14 protein-coding genes are annotated in these 13,965 nt (G+C 67.7%); 11 read left to right on the forward strand and 3 right to left on the reverse strand.

What is annotated here, in order from left to right; translation table 11 throughout:
* The first annotated feature begins 1 nt into the window (after position 1).
* From atpD to O3305_RS12770, 3 genes are all read left to right on the forward strand, one after another.
* Positions 2-1,528, forward strand: a complete 1,527-nt coding sequence (gene atpD, locus O3305_RS12760; protein ID WP_269572899.1) for a F0F1 ATP synthase subunit beta — start codon at positions 2-4, stop codon at positions 1,526-1,528.
* 129 nt (positions 1,529-1,657) lie between these two features.
* A complete protein-coding gene (locus O3305_RS12765) occupies positions 1,658-1,912 on the forward strand; it encodes an ATP synthase F1 subunit epsilon (RefSeq protein ID WP_116840035.1) in 255 nt (84 codons plus the stop codon).
* Positions 1,913-2,127: 215 nt separating this feature from the next.
* Positions 2,128-3,663, forward strand: coding sequence for a hypothetical protein (locus tag O3305_RS12770; protein WP_269572900.1), 1,536 nt, complete (start codon positions 2,128-2,130; stop codon positions 3,661-3,663).
* Between the two features lie 3 nt (positions 3,664-3,666).
* Here O3305_RS12770 and O3305_RS12775 read toward each other — a convergent pair whose 3' ends face one another.
* Entirely contained in the window at positions 3,667-4,101 is a 435-nt protein-coding gene (locus O3305_RS12775) for a DUF6265 family protein (RefSeq protein WP_269572901.1), read from the reverse strand.
* A gap of 82 nt (positions 4,102-4,183) precedes the next feature.
* Here O3305_RS12775 and O3305_RS12780 point away from each other — a divergent pair, with 82 nt between their 5' ends.
* The 4 genes from O3305_RS12780 to O3305_RS12795 all read left to right on the forward strand — a co-directional run bounded on the left by O3305_RS12780 (position 4,184) and on the right by O3305_RS12795 (position 8,719).
* The gene (locus O3305_RS12780) at positions 4,184-4,891 is read left to right on the forward strand and encodes an AraC family transcriptional regulator (protein WP_269572902.1); all 708 of its coding nucleotides are present in this window, start codon (positions 4,184-4,186) and stop codon (positions 4,889-4,891) included.
* Between the two features lie 112 nt (positions 4,892-5,003).
* The gene (locus O3305_RS12785) at positions 5,004-6,566 is read left to right on the forward strand and encodes a TadA family conjugal transfer-associated ATPase (RefSeq protein ID WP_269572903.1); all 1,563 of its coding nucleotides are present in this window, start codon (positions 5,004-5,006) and stop codon (positions 6,564-6,566) included.
* Between the two features lie 25 nt (positions 6,567-6,591).
* Positions 6,592-7,743, forward strand: coding sequence for an aspartyl protease family protein (locus O3305_RS12790; protein WP_269572904.1), 1,152 nt, complete (start codon positions 6,592-6,594; stop codon positions 7,741-7,743).
* 175 nt (positions 7,744-7,918) lie between these two features.
* On the forward strand, positions 7,919-8,719 hold the full coding sequence (locus tag O3305_RS12795) for a retropepsin-like aspartic protease (protein ID WP_269572905.1): 801 nt from the start codon (positions 7,919-7,921) through the stop codon (positions 8,717-8,719).
* A gap of 7 nt (positions 8,720-8,726) precedes the next feature.
* Here the strand turns inward: O3305_RS12795 and O3305_RS12800 are convergent, their stop codons facing one another.
* Positions 8,727-8,921, reverse strand: coding sequence for a hypothetical protein (locus tag O3305_RS12800; protein ID WP_502958128.1), 195 nt, complete (start codon positions 8,919-8,921; stop codon positions 8,727-8,729).
* A gap of 45 nt (positions 8,922-8,966) precedes the next feature.
* Here O3305_RS12800 and O3305_RS12805 point away from each other — a divergent pair, with 45 nt between their 5' ends.
* The gene (locus tag O3305_RS12805; RefSeq protein WP_269572906.1) at positions 8,967-9,788 is read left to right on the forward strand and encodes a class I SAM-dependent methyltransferase; all 822 of its coding nucleotides are present in this window, start codon (positions 8,967-8,969) and stop codon (positions 9,786-9,788) included.
* 49 nt (positions 9,789-9,837) lie between these two features.
* Positions 9,838-10,893: a methyl-accepting chemotaxis protein gene (locus tag O3305_RS12810; protein ID WP_269572907.1), complete on the forward strand. Its 1,056-nt coding sequence runs from the start codon at positions 9,838-9,840 to the stop codon at positions 10,891-10,893.
* Between the two features lie 40 nt (positions 10,894-10,933).
* On the opposite strand, the gene phaR is transcribed toward O3305_RS12810, so the two are convergent.
* Positions 10,934-11,515 (reverse strand): polyhydroxyalkanoate synthesis repressor PhaR, encoded by a 582-nt coding sequence (gene phaR / locus O3305_RS12815; protein ID WP_269572908.1) that lies wholly within the window; start codon positions 11,513-11,515, stop codon positions 10,934-10,936.
* Between the two features lie 13 nt (positions 11,516-11,528).
* On the opposite strand from phaR, the gene O3305_RS12820 reads away from it, so the two are divergent.
* Both O3305_RS12820 and O3305_RS12825 read left to right on the forward strand, forming a co-directional pair.
* Positions 11,529-12,599, forward strand: a complete 1,071-nt coding sequence (locus O3305_RS12820; protein WP_269572909.1) for an alpha/beta fold hydrolase — start codon at positions 11,529-11,531, stop codon at positions 12,597-12,599.
* A gap of 36 nt (positions 12,600-12,635) precedes the next feature.
* Positions 12,636-13,817 carry an acetyl-CoA C-acetyltransferase gene (locus O3305_RS12825; protein ID WP_269572910.1) on the forward strand — a complete coding sequence of 394 codons (1,182 nt, stop codon included), beginning with the start codon at positions 12,636-12,638 and terminating at the stop codon, positions 13,815-13,817.
* Positions 13,818-13,965: the final 148 nt, after the last annotated feature.

The following is a 13,965-nucleotide window of genomic DNA, read 5'->3' on the forward strand; positions in this document are numbered from 1 at the left end:
GATGGCCACCGCAGCCCCGACCGCAGAGAAGCCCGCGCGCAAGCCGCGCGCCGCGAAGCCCAAGGCCGACGCTCCGGCCACTGCGCCGACGACGACCAACAATGTTGGCCGCATCAGCCAGGTGATCGGCGCCGTCGTCGACGTCGCCTTCGAAGGCGAGCTGCCGGCGATCCTCTCGGCGCTCGAGACCGACAACAACGGCAACAAGCTCGTCCTCGAGGTTGCGCAGCACCTCGGCGAGAACACCGTCCGCACGATCGCCATGGACGCGACCGAGGGCCTGACCCGCGGCCAGACCGTGACCGACACCGGCGCGCAGATCTCCGTGCCCGTCGGCCCGGCGACGCTCGGCCGCATCCTCAACGTCGTCGGCGAGCCGATCGACGAGCGCGGCCCGGTCGCCACCGACCTGCGCGCGCCGATCCACGCCGAGGCCCCGCTGTTCGTCGACCAGTCGACCGAGAGCGCGATCCTCGTCACCGGCATCAAGGTCATCGACCTGCTCGCGCCGTACGCGAAGGGCGGCAAGATCGGCCTGTTCGGCGGCGCCGGCGTGGGCAAGACCGTGCTCATCCAGGAGCTGATCAACAACATCGCCAAGGGCCATGGCGGCACCTCGGTGTTCGCCGGCGTGGGCGAGCGTACCCGTGAGGGCAACGATCTCTATCACGAGTTCCTCGACGCGAACGTGATCGCCAAGGATGCCGACGGCAACGCCATCAGCGAAGGTTCGAAGGTCGCCCTGGTTTATGGCCAGATGAACGAGCCGCCGGGCGCCCGCGCCCGCGTCGCGCTCTCGGGCCTGACGATCGCCGAATATTTCCGCGACGTCGAAGGCCAGGACGTGCTGTTCTTCGTCGACAACATCTTCCGCTTCACCCAGGCGGGCGCCGAAGTGTCGGCACTGCTCGGCCGTATTCCTTCGGCCGTGGGCTACCAGCCGACCCTGTCGACCGACATGGGCGCGCTGCAGGAGCGCATCACCTCGACCAACAAGGGCTCGATCACTTCGGTGCAGGCAGTGTACGTTCCCGCGGACGATCTTACCGATCCGGCCCCGGCAACCTCGTTCGCCCACCTCGACGCGACGACCGTGCTCAACCGCGCGATCTCGGAGCTCGGCATCTATCCGGCGGTGGATCCGCTGGACTCGACCAGCCGCGTTCTCGAGCCGCGCGTCGTCGGCCAGGAGCATTACGAGACCGCCCGTGCGGTCCAGTCGATCCTGCAGAAGTACAAGTCGCTGCAGGACATCATCGCCATCCTCGGCATGGACGAGCTGAGCGAAGAAGATAAGCTGACCGTCTCGCGCGCCCGCAAGATCCAGCGCTTCCTCTCGCAGCCCTTCCACGTCGCCGAAGTGTTCACCGGCATCCCCGGCGCCTTCGTGCAGATCGAGGACACGATCCGCTCGTTCAAGGCGGTGGTGAACGGCGAGTATGACCACCTGCCGGAAGCAGCCTTCTACATGGTCGGTGGCATCGACGACGCCATCGCCAAGGGCAAGAAGCTGGCCGAAGAGGCGTAAGCCAAATCTAGCCCCTCCCCCTCGGGGGAGGGGTTGGGGTGGGGCCTGTCCGCGGGCTCCGGTCTCGGTGAGACTCCTGCCCCACCCCCAACCCCTCCCCTGAAGGGGAGGGGCTTTGAGAGAAAAGCAATGTCCCTGCACTTCGAACTCGTGACCCCCGAAAAGCTCCTCCGCTCGGAGGAAGTGCACATGGTCGTCGTCCCCGGCACCGAGGGCGATTTCGGCGTGCTCGAAGGCCATGCCCCGCTGATGTCGACCATCCGCGACGGCAATCTCGAGATCTACAAGGCCGGTGCGACCACGCCGGAGACGATCCGCATCGAAGGCGGGTTCGCCGAAGTGAACGAGAAGGGCCTGACGGTCCTCGCCGAAAAGGCCGGCTAAGGCCGCCCCGAAACTCGCCCGCCCGAATGGGCAGGGCTGGACGAGGCCGGGCGCAATGCCCGGCCTTTTCTGTTTTCGGTGTCCGCCGTGAATCAGCATCCCGGATGCTGCCTTCGCCGCCCGATGTGCCCCGGCGCCCCCTGTCCATCGCCCTTCCCCTCCGGTAACCATTTCTTCTCGCATGACCGCTAGCCCGGCATCCGGGGGGAGGAACGATGGCAACATCCGCAGCGCCGCAGGCAGCCTTGCCCACCGGATCGACCCGCCTCGGCGACCGCACCGTTGCTCCCGGCATATTGGTCGCGCTGCTCGGCGGGTGGCTCGCCCTCGACAATATCCTGCTCTGGCGTTTCCTCGGCCTGATCTCGACCGGGGTCACCGCGTTGCTGGCCCTGCTCGTCGCCGGTCTGGTCATCTGGATCGCAAGGCGGGTGCCCGATCGCGGCAACGGTCCGACCCTGCGCCTGCTCGCCTTCTGCGCCGGCATCGCGCTGGTCGTCTTCCTCCTCGGCGGCGAGGGGCGCTTCTTCTACGCCACCACCGACTGGCAGGTGCGCGGCGCGGTGCTGCGCGACATGGCGCTCAATCCCTGGCCCTTCGTCTATGATGTCGCCCCCTCGCCGCAGATGCTGCGCGCGCCGCTCGGCATGTATCTGGCGCCCGCCGCGGTCGGCCGGGTCGGAGGCCAATATGCAGCGGAGCTGGCGCTGCTCGTCCAGAACAGCCTGATCCTCGCCGCGATCCTCGCGCTCGGCGCCACGCTCTTCTCCACCACCCGCGCCCGCGTGATCGCGCTGACGATCCTGATCGGCTTCAGCGGACTCGACGCGATGGGCCAGGTCCTGGCGGGCCAGCCGATCAGCTGGAATGCCGAGCGCTGGAGCGTCGCGGTCTATTCCTCGCATATCAGCCAGCTGTTCTGGACGCCGCCGCACTGCCTGGCCGGCTGGATCGGCGCGCTGCTCTATCTGCTCTGGCGCGACAACCGGCTCACGCTCGCCGGCTTCCTTACCCCGCTGCCCTTGCTCGCCCTCTGGTCGCCGCTGTCGCTGATCGGCCTGATGCCGTTCGCCGCTCATGCCGGCATCGAGGCGCTTCGCAAGGGGAGCCTGAACCCTGCTGCAGTGATCGCCCCCGCCGCGGCGACCCTGATGGCGATCCCCGCCCTGCTCTATCTGGCCACGGGCAGCGACGCGGTCGGCGGCAGTGCGGCGGCGCTGCCGCTCCACCAATATATCGTGTTCGAGATCTGCGAGGTCGACCTCTATCTGCTGCCGCTCTGGTTCATCGGCCGCAATGCGCGTTTCGGTGGGGCAACGCTGGCGATCGTCACGCTGGTGCTGCTGGTGGTTCCCTATGGCCAGGTCGGCCAGTCGAACGACTTCACCATGCGCGCGTCGATCCCCGCTCTGGTGGTGCTCGCGTTCGCGGTAGCCGACCAGCTGGTCAAGGCGCCATCACCGGGCAAGCGGCTGTGGTGGAACCTGCTGGTCGCATCGCTCGCGATCGGGGCGATCACTCCGGCCTTCGAGATCTGGCGCGCCGTCACCCTGCCGCGCGCGCCGCATATCCGTTGCAGTTATTTCGGCGTCGTGCCCGGTGGCTACATGACCTATGTCGCGCCGCTTTCCCGCGCGCCGTCGCTGATCGCCCCGCGCGATCCGGCAAGGTTCCGCCCGGATGACCGCCAGCCCTGCTGGGACGGCCCCTGGCCCGGGCCCCAGCTGTTCATCGCGCCCGAGCGGCACTGATCGCTATCTGGTGACCCTGCGATACGCCCAGCGCATCGGCTTGCTGCCATCGGCCAGCGAGATCTCCGCCATCAGCATCTCGCCTTCGCGCCAGTAGCGGATGCGCTGGGGGTAATCATGCGCGGCATCGAGGAACTCCACGCTTTGCGCCCCGACCCCGCCGGGCTTCACCTTGAAATCGGCCGGCGCCTGGCCCGCAGGCTCGGCATGGAATACCAGCGCGTCGCCGGCCCCCTCGATCCGCATCGTCTCGCGCTGCTCGCCCTTGGGCGAGGTGATTACCGTCTCGCCGCGCAGCACGCCGTCGGCGCCGCCCGGCTGCCAGGTCTCGCACGTCATCCGGCCGTTCCGCGGCTCGGTGCACCACTTTCCGATCAGCCAGTCGAACGACTCCGGAGACAGGCCGATGCCCGCAAGCAGCATGAGGTTGGCAATCATCGTCGATCCTCCCGTTTGCACCAGCCGATAGCCCCGCGCGCCGACACTGGCTTGAACCGACACGACATGCGAGGCTGGCGCAATGGACTATGCCGAGCTGCCCCTGCCGCCCGCGCTGGACGGGCTGGTCGCCTCGGTCTGGACGCTGGCCGCCAGCCAGCCCGGCTGGGTCGAGCATGAGGCAACGCCCGACGGCTGCATCGAGCTGATCCACCGCTATGCCGGCCGCTCGACCTGGCGGCGCGACCAGCCCGGATATTTCGCCACCGGCCTTTCACCGCATCCGATCCGCTTCGGTTTCAGCGGCGATGCCCGTTTCACCGCGATCAAGCTCTGGCCCTGGGCCTGGCACGTGCTGGGCGGCGCACCCTGCCCCGGCTTCGCCGATGACTGGATCGCGCTCGCGCCGGGTTCGACGCTCGCCGCCTTGCTGGAAGGCGACCCGGTCGCCAATCTTGCCCGGGCGCTGGCCGGCACAACGCCGCCGCCGCTCGCCCGGGCGATCCTTGCATCGCGCGGCGTCGGCGAGATTACCGCCCGTACCGGCCTGCCCCCGCGCCAGCTCCAGCGCATCTTCGCGCGCGAGCTGGGTATGGCCCCGCGCACCTATCTGCGCCTGCTCCGCTTCCGTGCGGCCTTGCGGGACGTCCAGCAGGCCGGGGACAATCTCGCCGATACCGCTGCCGCGCGCGGCTATGCGGATCAGGCGCACATGGCCCGCGACTTCCGCGAACTCGCCGGCGTGCCGCCCAGCGGGGCCCGCACCCGCGCCCGGGGACCATTCCTTTAACCCCGCACGTTTACCCGCAGGAACAATCCGTAACTGCGCGGCGGTGATCGGGTTAGGTAAATATCAAGCCTTGGCCGGTAACACTCTGCCGTCGAGGGGACATTGGGTTCTGATGAGCGCTTTCGGACGACGCAGCGGATTGGGTGGTGGACCGGCAGGCCGGCCGGCGTTCGGCGTTGCGCGCCCGATGCAGGGTGGCGGACCGCTGCCCCGCCCGGTCGATCCCGCCCCGCTGGGCGGCGAACAGTTCCCGCCGATCAATTCGGTGCCGCTGCCCGGCCAGGGCGCCGCACCCGATTCCTTCGAGCAGCGTGACCCCAACGGCCCGAGCGTAGCCAGCGCCGAGGCGCTGCAACGCCTTGCCGATCGCCAGGCCGCCTCGGGCGATGCCGGCAATTCGCGCGTCGAAGGCTTCGAAGCCTCGATCCACCGCATCAAGGAACAGGTGCTTCCGCGCCTGCTGGAGCGCGTCGATCCCGAAGCCGCCGCCACGCTCAGCAAGGACGAGCTGGCCGAGGAGTTCCGCCCGATCATCGGCGAAGTCCTCGCCGAGCTGAAGCTCACCCTCAATCGCCGCGAGCAGTTCGCGCTCGAGAAGGTGCTGGTCGACGAGCTGCTCGGCCTCGGGCCGCTTGAGGAGCTGCTGGCCGATCCGGCCATCTCGGACATCATGGTCAACGGCCCCGAGCAGACCTTTGTCGAGCGCAAGGGCAAGCTCGAACTCGCCAACATCCAGTTCCGCGACGAGGAGCATCTGTTCCAGATCGCGCAGCGCATCTGCAACTCGGTCGGCCGCCGCGTCGACCAGACCACGCCGCTGGCCGACGCCCGCCTCAAGGACGGCAGCCGCGTCAACGTGATCGTGCCGCCGCTGAGCTTGCGCGGCACCGCGATCTCGATTCGTAAATTCTCGGCCAAGCCGATCACGCTCGACATGATGGCCCAGGGCGGGTCGATGTCGCAGAAGATGGCGACCGCATTGAAGATCGCCGGCGCCAGCCGCTTCAACATCGTCATCTCGGGCGGCACCGGCTCGGGCAAGACGACGATGCTCAACGCCCTGTCGAAGATGATCGACCCGGGCGAGCGCGTGCTGACGATCGAGGACGCGGCCGAACTCCGCCTGCAGCAGCCGCACTGGCTGCCGCTCGAAACCCGTCCGCCCAACCTGGAAGGCCAGGGCGAGATCACCATCCGTGATCTGGTGAAGAACGCGCTGCGTATGCGCCCGGATCGCATCATCCTGGGCGAAATCCGCGGCAGCGAGTGCTTCGACATGCTCGCCGCCATGAACACGGGTCACGACGGCTCGATGTGTACGCTCCACTCCAACTCTCCGCGCGAGGCGCTCGCCCGTATGGAGAACATGGTGATGATGTCGGACATCAAGGTGCCGAAGGAAGCCATCAGCCGCCAGATCGCCGATTCGGTCGATCTCATCATCCAGGTGAAGCGCCTGCGCGACGGTTCACGCCGCGTGACCAACGTCACCGAAGTGATCGGCATGGAAGGCCCGGTGATCGTCACCCAGGAACTGTTCAAGTTCGAGTATCTGGACGAGAGCGCCGACGGCAAGATCATCGGCGAATATCGCTCGATGGGCCTGCGTCCCTATACGCTCGACAAGGCCAAGCAGTACGGCTTCGACCAGGCGCTGCTCGAGGCGTGCCTCTGATCGCCTGACCGGCTAATCTGTGTCGGTGCTGTCTTTTCTCCTGCCCCTGGCGCTTGCCGCTTCTCCCGTTTCCGCGCCCGGCGAGGAGCCGAGGGACGGCATCACGCTCGCGCCCGACAGCGAGGCGCGCTGGATCGCCTTCGACCTGACGCCCTCCAACCAGATCCGCTTCGAGGCGGTGCTGAACGGCCGCCCGGTCCGCGCGATCCTCGATACCGGCCTCACCAACACGCTCGCCACCCGCGATTTCGCCACGCGTGCCCGGCTCGCCCTGGGCCGCAGCCAGCGCGCGCTGGCGATCGGTGGCGGGGTCGAGGTCGCCTGGGCGCCCGGCGGCACGCTGGTCATGGGCGGGCTCACCCGGCGCGGCGGCCGCATCGCCGTGCCCGATGCGCCGGGCCAGGACCGGTTCGGCGCCGACCTGCTGATCGGCAGCGACATATTGAGCTGCTGCGCGCTCGACATCGACTATGCGGCGAGGCGCTTCCGCATCCTGCCCACGGGCCGCATGCCCTTCACCGGCCAGACCGCGTCGCTCGCGCTCCAGCGCGGATCGGAGGTGCCGGTCACGGAGATAAGGCTGGGCGGCGCGCGGCTGCGCCCGATGATCGTCGATACCGGCGACGGCGCTGCGATCACGCTCAGCCGCCCGGCCTGGGCCTCGGCCAATTATCGCGGCGCCACGCTCACCACCACGCTGGGCTGGGGCATCGGCGGCGCCTTGGTCAGCGAGACCGCGGTCATCCCCGGCTTCATCCTCGGTGGCAATATCCTGTCCGAGACCGAAGTCCGCATCGAAGGCGAAGGCGGCTATTCCGCCAGTGCCGGCGCGGCCGGGCGAATCGGCACCGGCCTGTTGCTGCGCTACCGCGTGCTGCTCGATCCGCGCGCCGGCCGCATGGTGCTCCAGCCCGGCCTGGCGCCGCCACCGGTGCTCCGCTCGACCAGCGGGCTGCTGCTCGGCGCCGAGGGCACGCATCTGCGTGTGCTCCACGTCATGCGCGGCTCGCCGGCCGCCGAGACCGGCTGGCAAGAAGGCGACAAGATCTGTGCCGCCGATGGTGCGCCGGTCGCCGGCAGGCCAATCGAATGGAGCGCCGGAGTGCCGGGACGGGTCGTGGCGCTGGAACTGTGCGATGGCACCGCGCGCCGGCTGACCCTGCGGAAATTCTACTAGCCGCCCGGCGATCGTTGACGCCAATCCAGGTAGGTGTATTATGTAATTAATACACGCCGATGGGGAGGCAGGCATGCGTTGGAAAGCCGGAAGTGCTGCAATTGCCGGCCTGATTGCGGGAATGGTGCCGGCACAGCCCTTGATGGCCGCAGCCCCCTCGTCCCCATGCTCGCTGGTGCGGTCAGCCGAAACCGACGCGGTGCTGAGCGTACCTTTCCGCGTCATCGATGGCCGCATCTATGTCGACGTGCGCGTCGATGGCGAAGGACCGTTCGCCTTCGCCGTGGATACCGGCGCCAGCGGCATGGGCCGTGCCGATGCCAGCCTCGTCTCGAAGCTGAACCTGCCCGTCACGGGAAGCGCCGAGACTTCGGACGCCGTAGCCACCGCGCGCGTGGAGACAGTGACGCTGGCCTCCGTCGAGCTTGGCGGCCTGGTCCGTCGCGACGTCAGGGTCATGACCCGCGACTATAGCGGCAGGATGGCGCCCGAAGCGGCATTCGCCGGAATCCTCGGCCGCGAGTTCTTCGCTGATGGCCTGCTGGTGATCGACTATCCGCAGCAAAGGCTCACCTTCACGCGCAGCCTCGCGCTCAAGCCAGGCGAACCGGGCGTGCTGGGCTATACGCGCGCCTTCCGCGTGCCGGTGACGATCGGTGGCGTCGCCACCGAAGGCAATCTGGATACCGGCGCCAATGTCGCGTTCGTGCTGCCGCAGGCGTTGTTCGATCGGGTTGGCGGCGGTGCGATCGAGGCGGCTGGCGAAGGCAAGCTGACCAACACGATCGTGAAGACGGGCAGCGCGACGCTGCATGGCCCCTTCCGCATCGGCGCGGCGACGCTCGCCGACATTAGGGTGCGGGTGTCGGAGAAATATCCCGAGCTTCTGGTCGGCGCGCATGCGCTGCAGCACTTCGCGCTGCTGATCGATCAGCGATCCGCAGGCGTCGCCCTGTGCCCGCCCGGGGCGAAATAGGCGCCCTCTAGCGCAAATTCAGCGCCACACTCGCCAGGATCACCGCGCCCAGCATCGCCATCACCTGGATGAACTGCCAGGGTACGAAGCCGACATCGTCGATCCGCCTGCGCTTGCGCCGGCGATGCTCGCCCAGGCCGCTGACCACCGCGATCACTGCCGCGCCCGCCGCGCCGAGCCATAATTGTAGTTGCATCGTCACAAAAACCCCCCAAAGGCGAGCGCGACATCTAGGGAGCAATTTCGCATGCGCCAGACCCTGTCCGTGCTCGCCGTGCTCACCACTGCCGTCGCCGTGGCCAGCGTCGCCACCGGCGCGCCGCGCACGCAGCGTTCCGCGATCGCCGAAGCCGTCTCGTCGCCCAGCCGTACCCCGGCGAATGTGGCGCGCGACCCGTATCGTCATCCGGTCGATACGCTCAGCTTCTTCGGCGTGAAGCCCGGCAACACCGTGGTCGAGATCTGGCCCGGCGGCGGCTGGTACACCGAGATCCTCGCCCCGCTCACCCGGGCGAAGGGCAATTACTATGCCGCGGTCGGCCCCGATTTCCCGAATGGCGGCAAGGCGGTCGAGACCTTCAAGGCCAAGGATCCGGCGCTGTACGGCCACGCCAAGCTCGTCGCCTTCCCGGCGGAGGCGGGCCAGCCCAGGGTGCCGGACGGCACCGCCGACGTCGTGCTGACCTTCCGCAACGTCCATAACTGGCGGATGGGCTACAAGCGGAACGACCAGGACTATTCGCCCGAAGCCTTCAAGCAGATGTTCGCGATGCTCAAGAAGGGCGGCACGCTCGGCATCGAGGACCATCGCCTGCCCGAAAGCGCCAGCGCCGAGCGCGAGAAGTCGAGCGGCTATATCAAGGTCTCGACCGTGCGCCGCCTCGCCGAACAGGCCGGCTTCGTGTTCGCCGGCGCATCGGAAGTGAACGCAAATCCGCGCGATACGGCGGATTGGCCCGATGGTGTGTGGACGCTGCCGCCCAGCTACCGGTTGAAGGATGTCGACCGCGCCAAATACGCGGCGATCGGCGAAAGCGACCGGATGACGCTCAAATTCCGCAAGCCCTGATTTTATCGTGCTAAACTAGGCATTAACCGTCCTGTCTTATGACGGTCATGTGCCACGCAGAATTCGAACCCTTCTGTCGGTCCTCCGCGAGGAAGTAGACAGCTACGCCGCGACGAGCGAGGAGATCGCCGCGCGTACCAATCTGCTCGCCCTGAACGCGGCGATTGAGGCCGCCCGCTCGGGCGAGGCCGGTCGCGGCTTCTCGGTGGTGGCGCAGGAAGTGAAGGCGCTGGCGCAGCAGGCGCGCGGTGCCTCGATCGAATTCCGCTCCGAAGTGCGCGAGCGCCTGGCGATGGGCGCCGGCATTGCCGACGAGATGGTCAGCGAGATCGAGGGCACCCGCCTGGTCGAGCTTGCCCAGGCGCTGATCCAGAACGTCACGCGCCATCTCTATGGCCGCAGCGTCGACCTCCGAGTGATGGCCTCGGACGCCGAGGTGATCGCCGCGCTCACCGATCCCTCGCCCGGGACGATCGCCGCGGCCGATGCGCGTCTGGCGATGCTCACTTCGATTTCGCCCTATTATCTCAATACCTTCCTCGCCAACGATGCGGGGCAGGTGATCGCCGCTTCCGATCCGCATGCGCGCGTGCGCGGCGTCGATCTGTCGAGCGCGCCGCAATATCTCAATGCGATGCGCAGCCACCGGCGCGACGAATGGTTCACCGACGAAGTCTGGCTGAACCCCTATTCGGACCATCGCGCGGTGCTCGTCTTCGTCACCGGCGTGCGCCCGCGCGGCCATGACGGCCGCCCGCTCGGCGCGCTCTATGTCGAGTTCGACTGGGAAGGCCATATCCCGACGATCATCTCGGACAGGTCGCTGTTCGGCGAGCGCGACTGGAGCCGCACCAGCATCTCGATCGTCGACGAGCAGGATCGCATCGTCGCCAGTTCCTCGGGCAAGCGCTATGGCGAGCATGTCGCGCTTCCCGCCAATGCGGTGCGCGGCGCCGAAGTGCGCGGGGACAACACGATCGCCTTCGCCAGCGCCACCGATTATCACGGCTTTGGCGGGCTCGGCCTGCGCTGCGTGATCGAGCAGAAGATGCCGACGCTGGAGGAAATCCGCGCGGCGCTGGGTGGCTTGAACGCGCGGGGCTAAGTCGTCTCAAGCCCCTCCCTGGAAGGGAGGGGAGCTCGGATTACTTCGCCAGCTTCTCGATCTTGTCCTGCAACCGGGCCAGCTCGGCCTTGAGCGCGGAGACATCGTCCTCGCCCGAGGTGGCCGGAGCCGCTGCCGGCGTGGCACCCGCGGCGGCGCCGGGCGCACCCGGGGTCGCGCCCGGCTTGAACGCCTGGGTCGCCGCCTCGAAGATTTCCATGTTGCGCTTGGCCATCTCGGCGAAGGGCGAGTTGGCGAACGCGCCCTCGACCGCCGACTTGAACTGCTGCTGGTTGCGGCGGAAGCTTTCCATCGAGGCTTCGAGATAGCCCGGCACCATCGCCTGCATCGAATCGCCGTACAGCGCGATCAGCTGGCGCAGGAAGTTGACCGGCAGCATCGTCTGGCCGCGCTGCTCCTCTTCCATGATGATCTGGGTGAGGACATTATGGGTGATGTCCTCCTCGGTCTTGGCATCGACGACCTTGAAGTCGCGCCCCTCGCGCGTCATCGCCGCCAGATGGTCGAGCGTGATGTAGGACGAGGTTTCGGTGTTGTAGAGGCGCCGGTTCGCGTACTTCTTGATGATGACCGGCCCAGTGCCCGCAGCGCTTTTCTTCATCTAGGATCCCCGCGTGAGTGAAACATATCTATCATCGTTTCATTCTGCGGCGCAACACGGGCCGCGACCGCTTCCGCTATTCCTTTCGCTGTTGCGCAGCGAAACTGCAACATCGCCTGAAAGAAGAGCCGCCGCGCTTGCCGGATTGAAGGCCTATCAGGAGGCGGAACGGCCCGCCGAACGCGCGCCCAAGCCCGCCATCGCCGCCGCGGGACGGGCATCCCTGCGCGATTATGGCGGCAGCGGCGTGCCGGTGGTGTTCGTGCCCTCGCTGATCAATCCGCCCTTCATCCTCGATCTGGCGCCCGGCAATTCACTGCTCGAATGGCTGGCGACTCAAGGGGTTCGACCGCTTCTTGTAGACTGGGGTACCCCCGGGCCCGCGGATCGCGACCAGGGCATCGACCACCACATCGCCGAACTCCTGCTTCCGCTGCTCGATGCGCTGGAGGAACCGCCGATCCTCGCCGGCTATTGCCTGGGCGGCACGCTGGCGATGGCCGCGGCGATGCTCCGCCCGGTACGCGGGCTGGTGACGATCGCGGCGCCCTGGCGCTTCCGCCGCTATGGTGATTTCGCGCGCGCAGCCATTGCGGCGCAATGGGAAGCCGCCCGGCCCGCCTGCGCCCGGTTGGGCCTTGTGCCGATGGAAGTGCTCCAGTCCGGCTTCTGGCAGCTCGATCCCGCCCGCACGATCGCCAAGTTCGAGCGCTTCGCCCGGCTCGAGCCCGGCAGCGACCAGGCCGCCGCCTTCCTCGCGCTCGAGGACTGGGCCAATGCCGGCGCGCCGCTCACCTATGCCGCCGGCGCCGAGATGTTCGAGCGCTTCTTCCGCGCCGATCGCCCCGGCAGCGGACGCTGGTGGGTGCACGGCACGCGCATCCTGCCCTCCCGCCTAGCGTGCCCGGCGCTGGAGCTGCTCTCGACCACCGACCGGATCGTTCCCGCCGCCACCGCCGTGGGCCTGGCAGAGCGGCAAAGCCTCGCGCTCGGCCATGTCGGCATGATCGTCGGCGGCCGGGCGCGCGAAATGGTTTGGGAGCCGTTGCGCGACTGGCTTCTTGCCGCAGCGCACACTAAATAGCCGCCAAACGACAAAGACCACCGCAGGAGTCCTTTCATGACCAGCCCGACCGACGTCGTCATCATCGCCGCCAAGCGCACCCCTGTCGGCGCCTTTCTCGGCGCATTCGGCAGCACTCCCGCGCATGAGCTGGGCCGCGTCGCGATCGAGGCCGCGCTCGAGCAGGCCGGCGTGAAGGGCGAGGAAGTCAGCGAAGTCATTCTCGGCCAGGTGCTCACCGCCGCCCAGGGCCAGAACCCGGCCCGCCAGGCCTCGATGGCTGCCGGCGTGCCCAGGGAAGTGCCGGCCTGGAGCGTGCAGCAGGTCTGCGGCTCGGGCCTGCGCGCCGTCGCGCTCGCCGCCCAGGCGATCCAGACCGGCGATTCGACCATCGTCGTCGCCGGCGGCCAGGAGAGCATGTCGCTCGCCAACCACGCCCAGGCGCTGCGTGCGGGTGCGAAGATGGGCGATGTCACCCTGGTCGACACGATGATCAAGGATGGCCTGACCGACGTGTTCAACGGCTATCACATGGGCATCACCGCCGAGAACCTGGCCGAGCAGTTCCAGGTCACCCGCCTCGAGCAGGACGAGTTCGCCGTCGCCAGCCAGAACAAGGCCGAGAAGGCGCGCGCCGAGGGCCGCTTCAAGGACGAGATCGCGCCGGTCACGATCAAGGGCCGCAAGGGCGACACCGTCGTCGCCGATGACGAATATATCCGCGCCGGCGCGACGCTCGACAGCGTCTCGGGCCTGCGCCCGGCCTTCAAGAAGGACGGCACCGTCACCGCCGCCAACGCATCGGGCCTCAACGACGGCGCCGCCGCGCTCGTCCTGATGAGCCGCGCCGAAGCCGAGAAGCGCGGCGCCCCGATCCTCGCCACGGTGAAGAGCTGGGCCAGCGCCGGCGTCGATCCGTCGATCATGGGCATCGGCCCGGTTCCGGCGTCGAAGAAGGCGCTGGAAAAGGCCGGCTGGACGATCGCCGAGCTCGACCTGATCGAAGCCAATGAAGCCTTCGCCGCCCAGGCGCTGTCGGTCGGCAAGGAGCTGGGCTGGGACGCTTCGAAGGTCAACGTCAATGGCGGCGCGATCGCCATCGGCCACCCGATCGGCGCGTCTGGTGCCCGCGTGCTGACCACGCTGATCTACGAAATGGGCAAGCGCGACGCCAGGAAGGGCCTGGCGACTCTGTGCATCGGCGGCGGCATGGGAATCGCCATGTGCGTCGAGCGCTGAGCGGGCTTTATCGCTTGCTCGACTGTTTTCATCGTGTGACGAAATATTTCCGATGAATGGGCCTTAGCGTGTTGAAGCGCTAAGGCACATTCTGAATGTTGCATTAATGTCGTTGCTATTGAAATTTATCGCGTGTAACAGTCGCATT

It is taken from the genome of Sphingomonas sp. NIBR02145 (assembly GCF_027359115.1).
Lineage (GTDB): Bacteria > Pseudomonadota > Alphaproteobacteria > Sphingomonadales > Sphingomonadaceae > Sphingomonas > Sphingomonas kyeonggiensis_A.

Coding starts and splice junctions, on each gene's coding strand:
- atpD (WP_269572899.1), top strand. CDS start 2: ATGGCCACCGCAGCCCCGACCGCAGAGAAGCCCGCGCGCAAGCCGCGC.
- O3305_RS12765 (WP_116840035.1), top strand. CDS start 1,658: ATGTCCCTGCACTTCGAACTCGTGACCCCCGAAAAGCTCCTCCGCTCG.
- O3305_RS12770 (WP_269572900.1), top strand. CDS start 2,128: ATGGCAACATCCGCAGCGCCGCAGGCAGCCTTGCCCACCGGATCGACC.
- O3305_RS12775 (WP_269572901.1), bottom strand. CDS start 4,101: ATGATTGCCAACCTCATGCTGCTTGCGGGCATCGGCCTGTCTCCGGAG.
- O3305_RS12780 (WP_269572902.1), top strand. CDS start 4,184: ATGGACTATGCCGAGCTGCCCCTGCCGCCCGCGCTGGACGGGCTGGTC.
- O3305_RS12785 (WP_269572903.1), top strand. CDS start 5,004: ATGAGCGCTTTCGGACGACGCAGCGGATTGGGTGGTGGACCGGCAGGC.
- O3305_RS12805 (WP_269572906.1), top strand. CDS start 8,967: ATGCGCCAGACCCTGTCCGTGCTCGCCGTGCTCACCACTGCCGTCGCC.
- phaR (WP_269572908.1), bottom strand. CDS start 11,515: ATGAAGAAAAGCGCTGCGGGCACTGGGCCGGTCATCATCAAGAAGTAC.
- O3305_RS12825 (WP_269572910.1), top strand. CDS start 12,636: ATGACCAGCCCGACCGACGTCGTCATCATCGCCGCCAAGCGCACCCCT.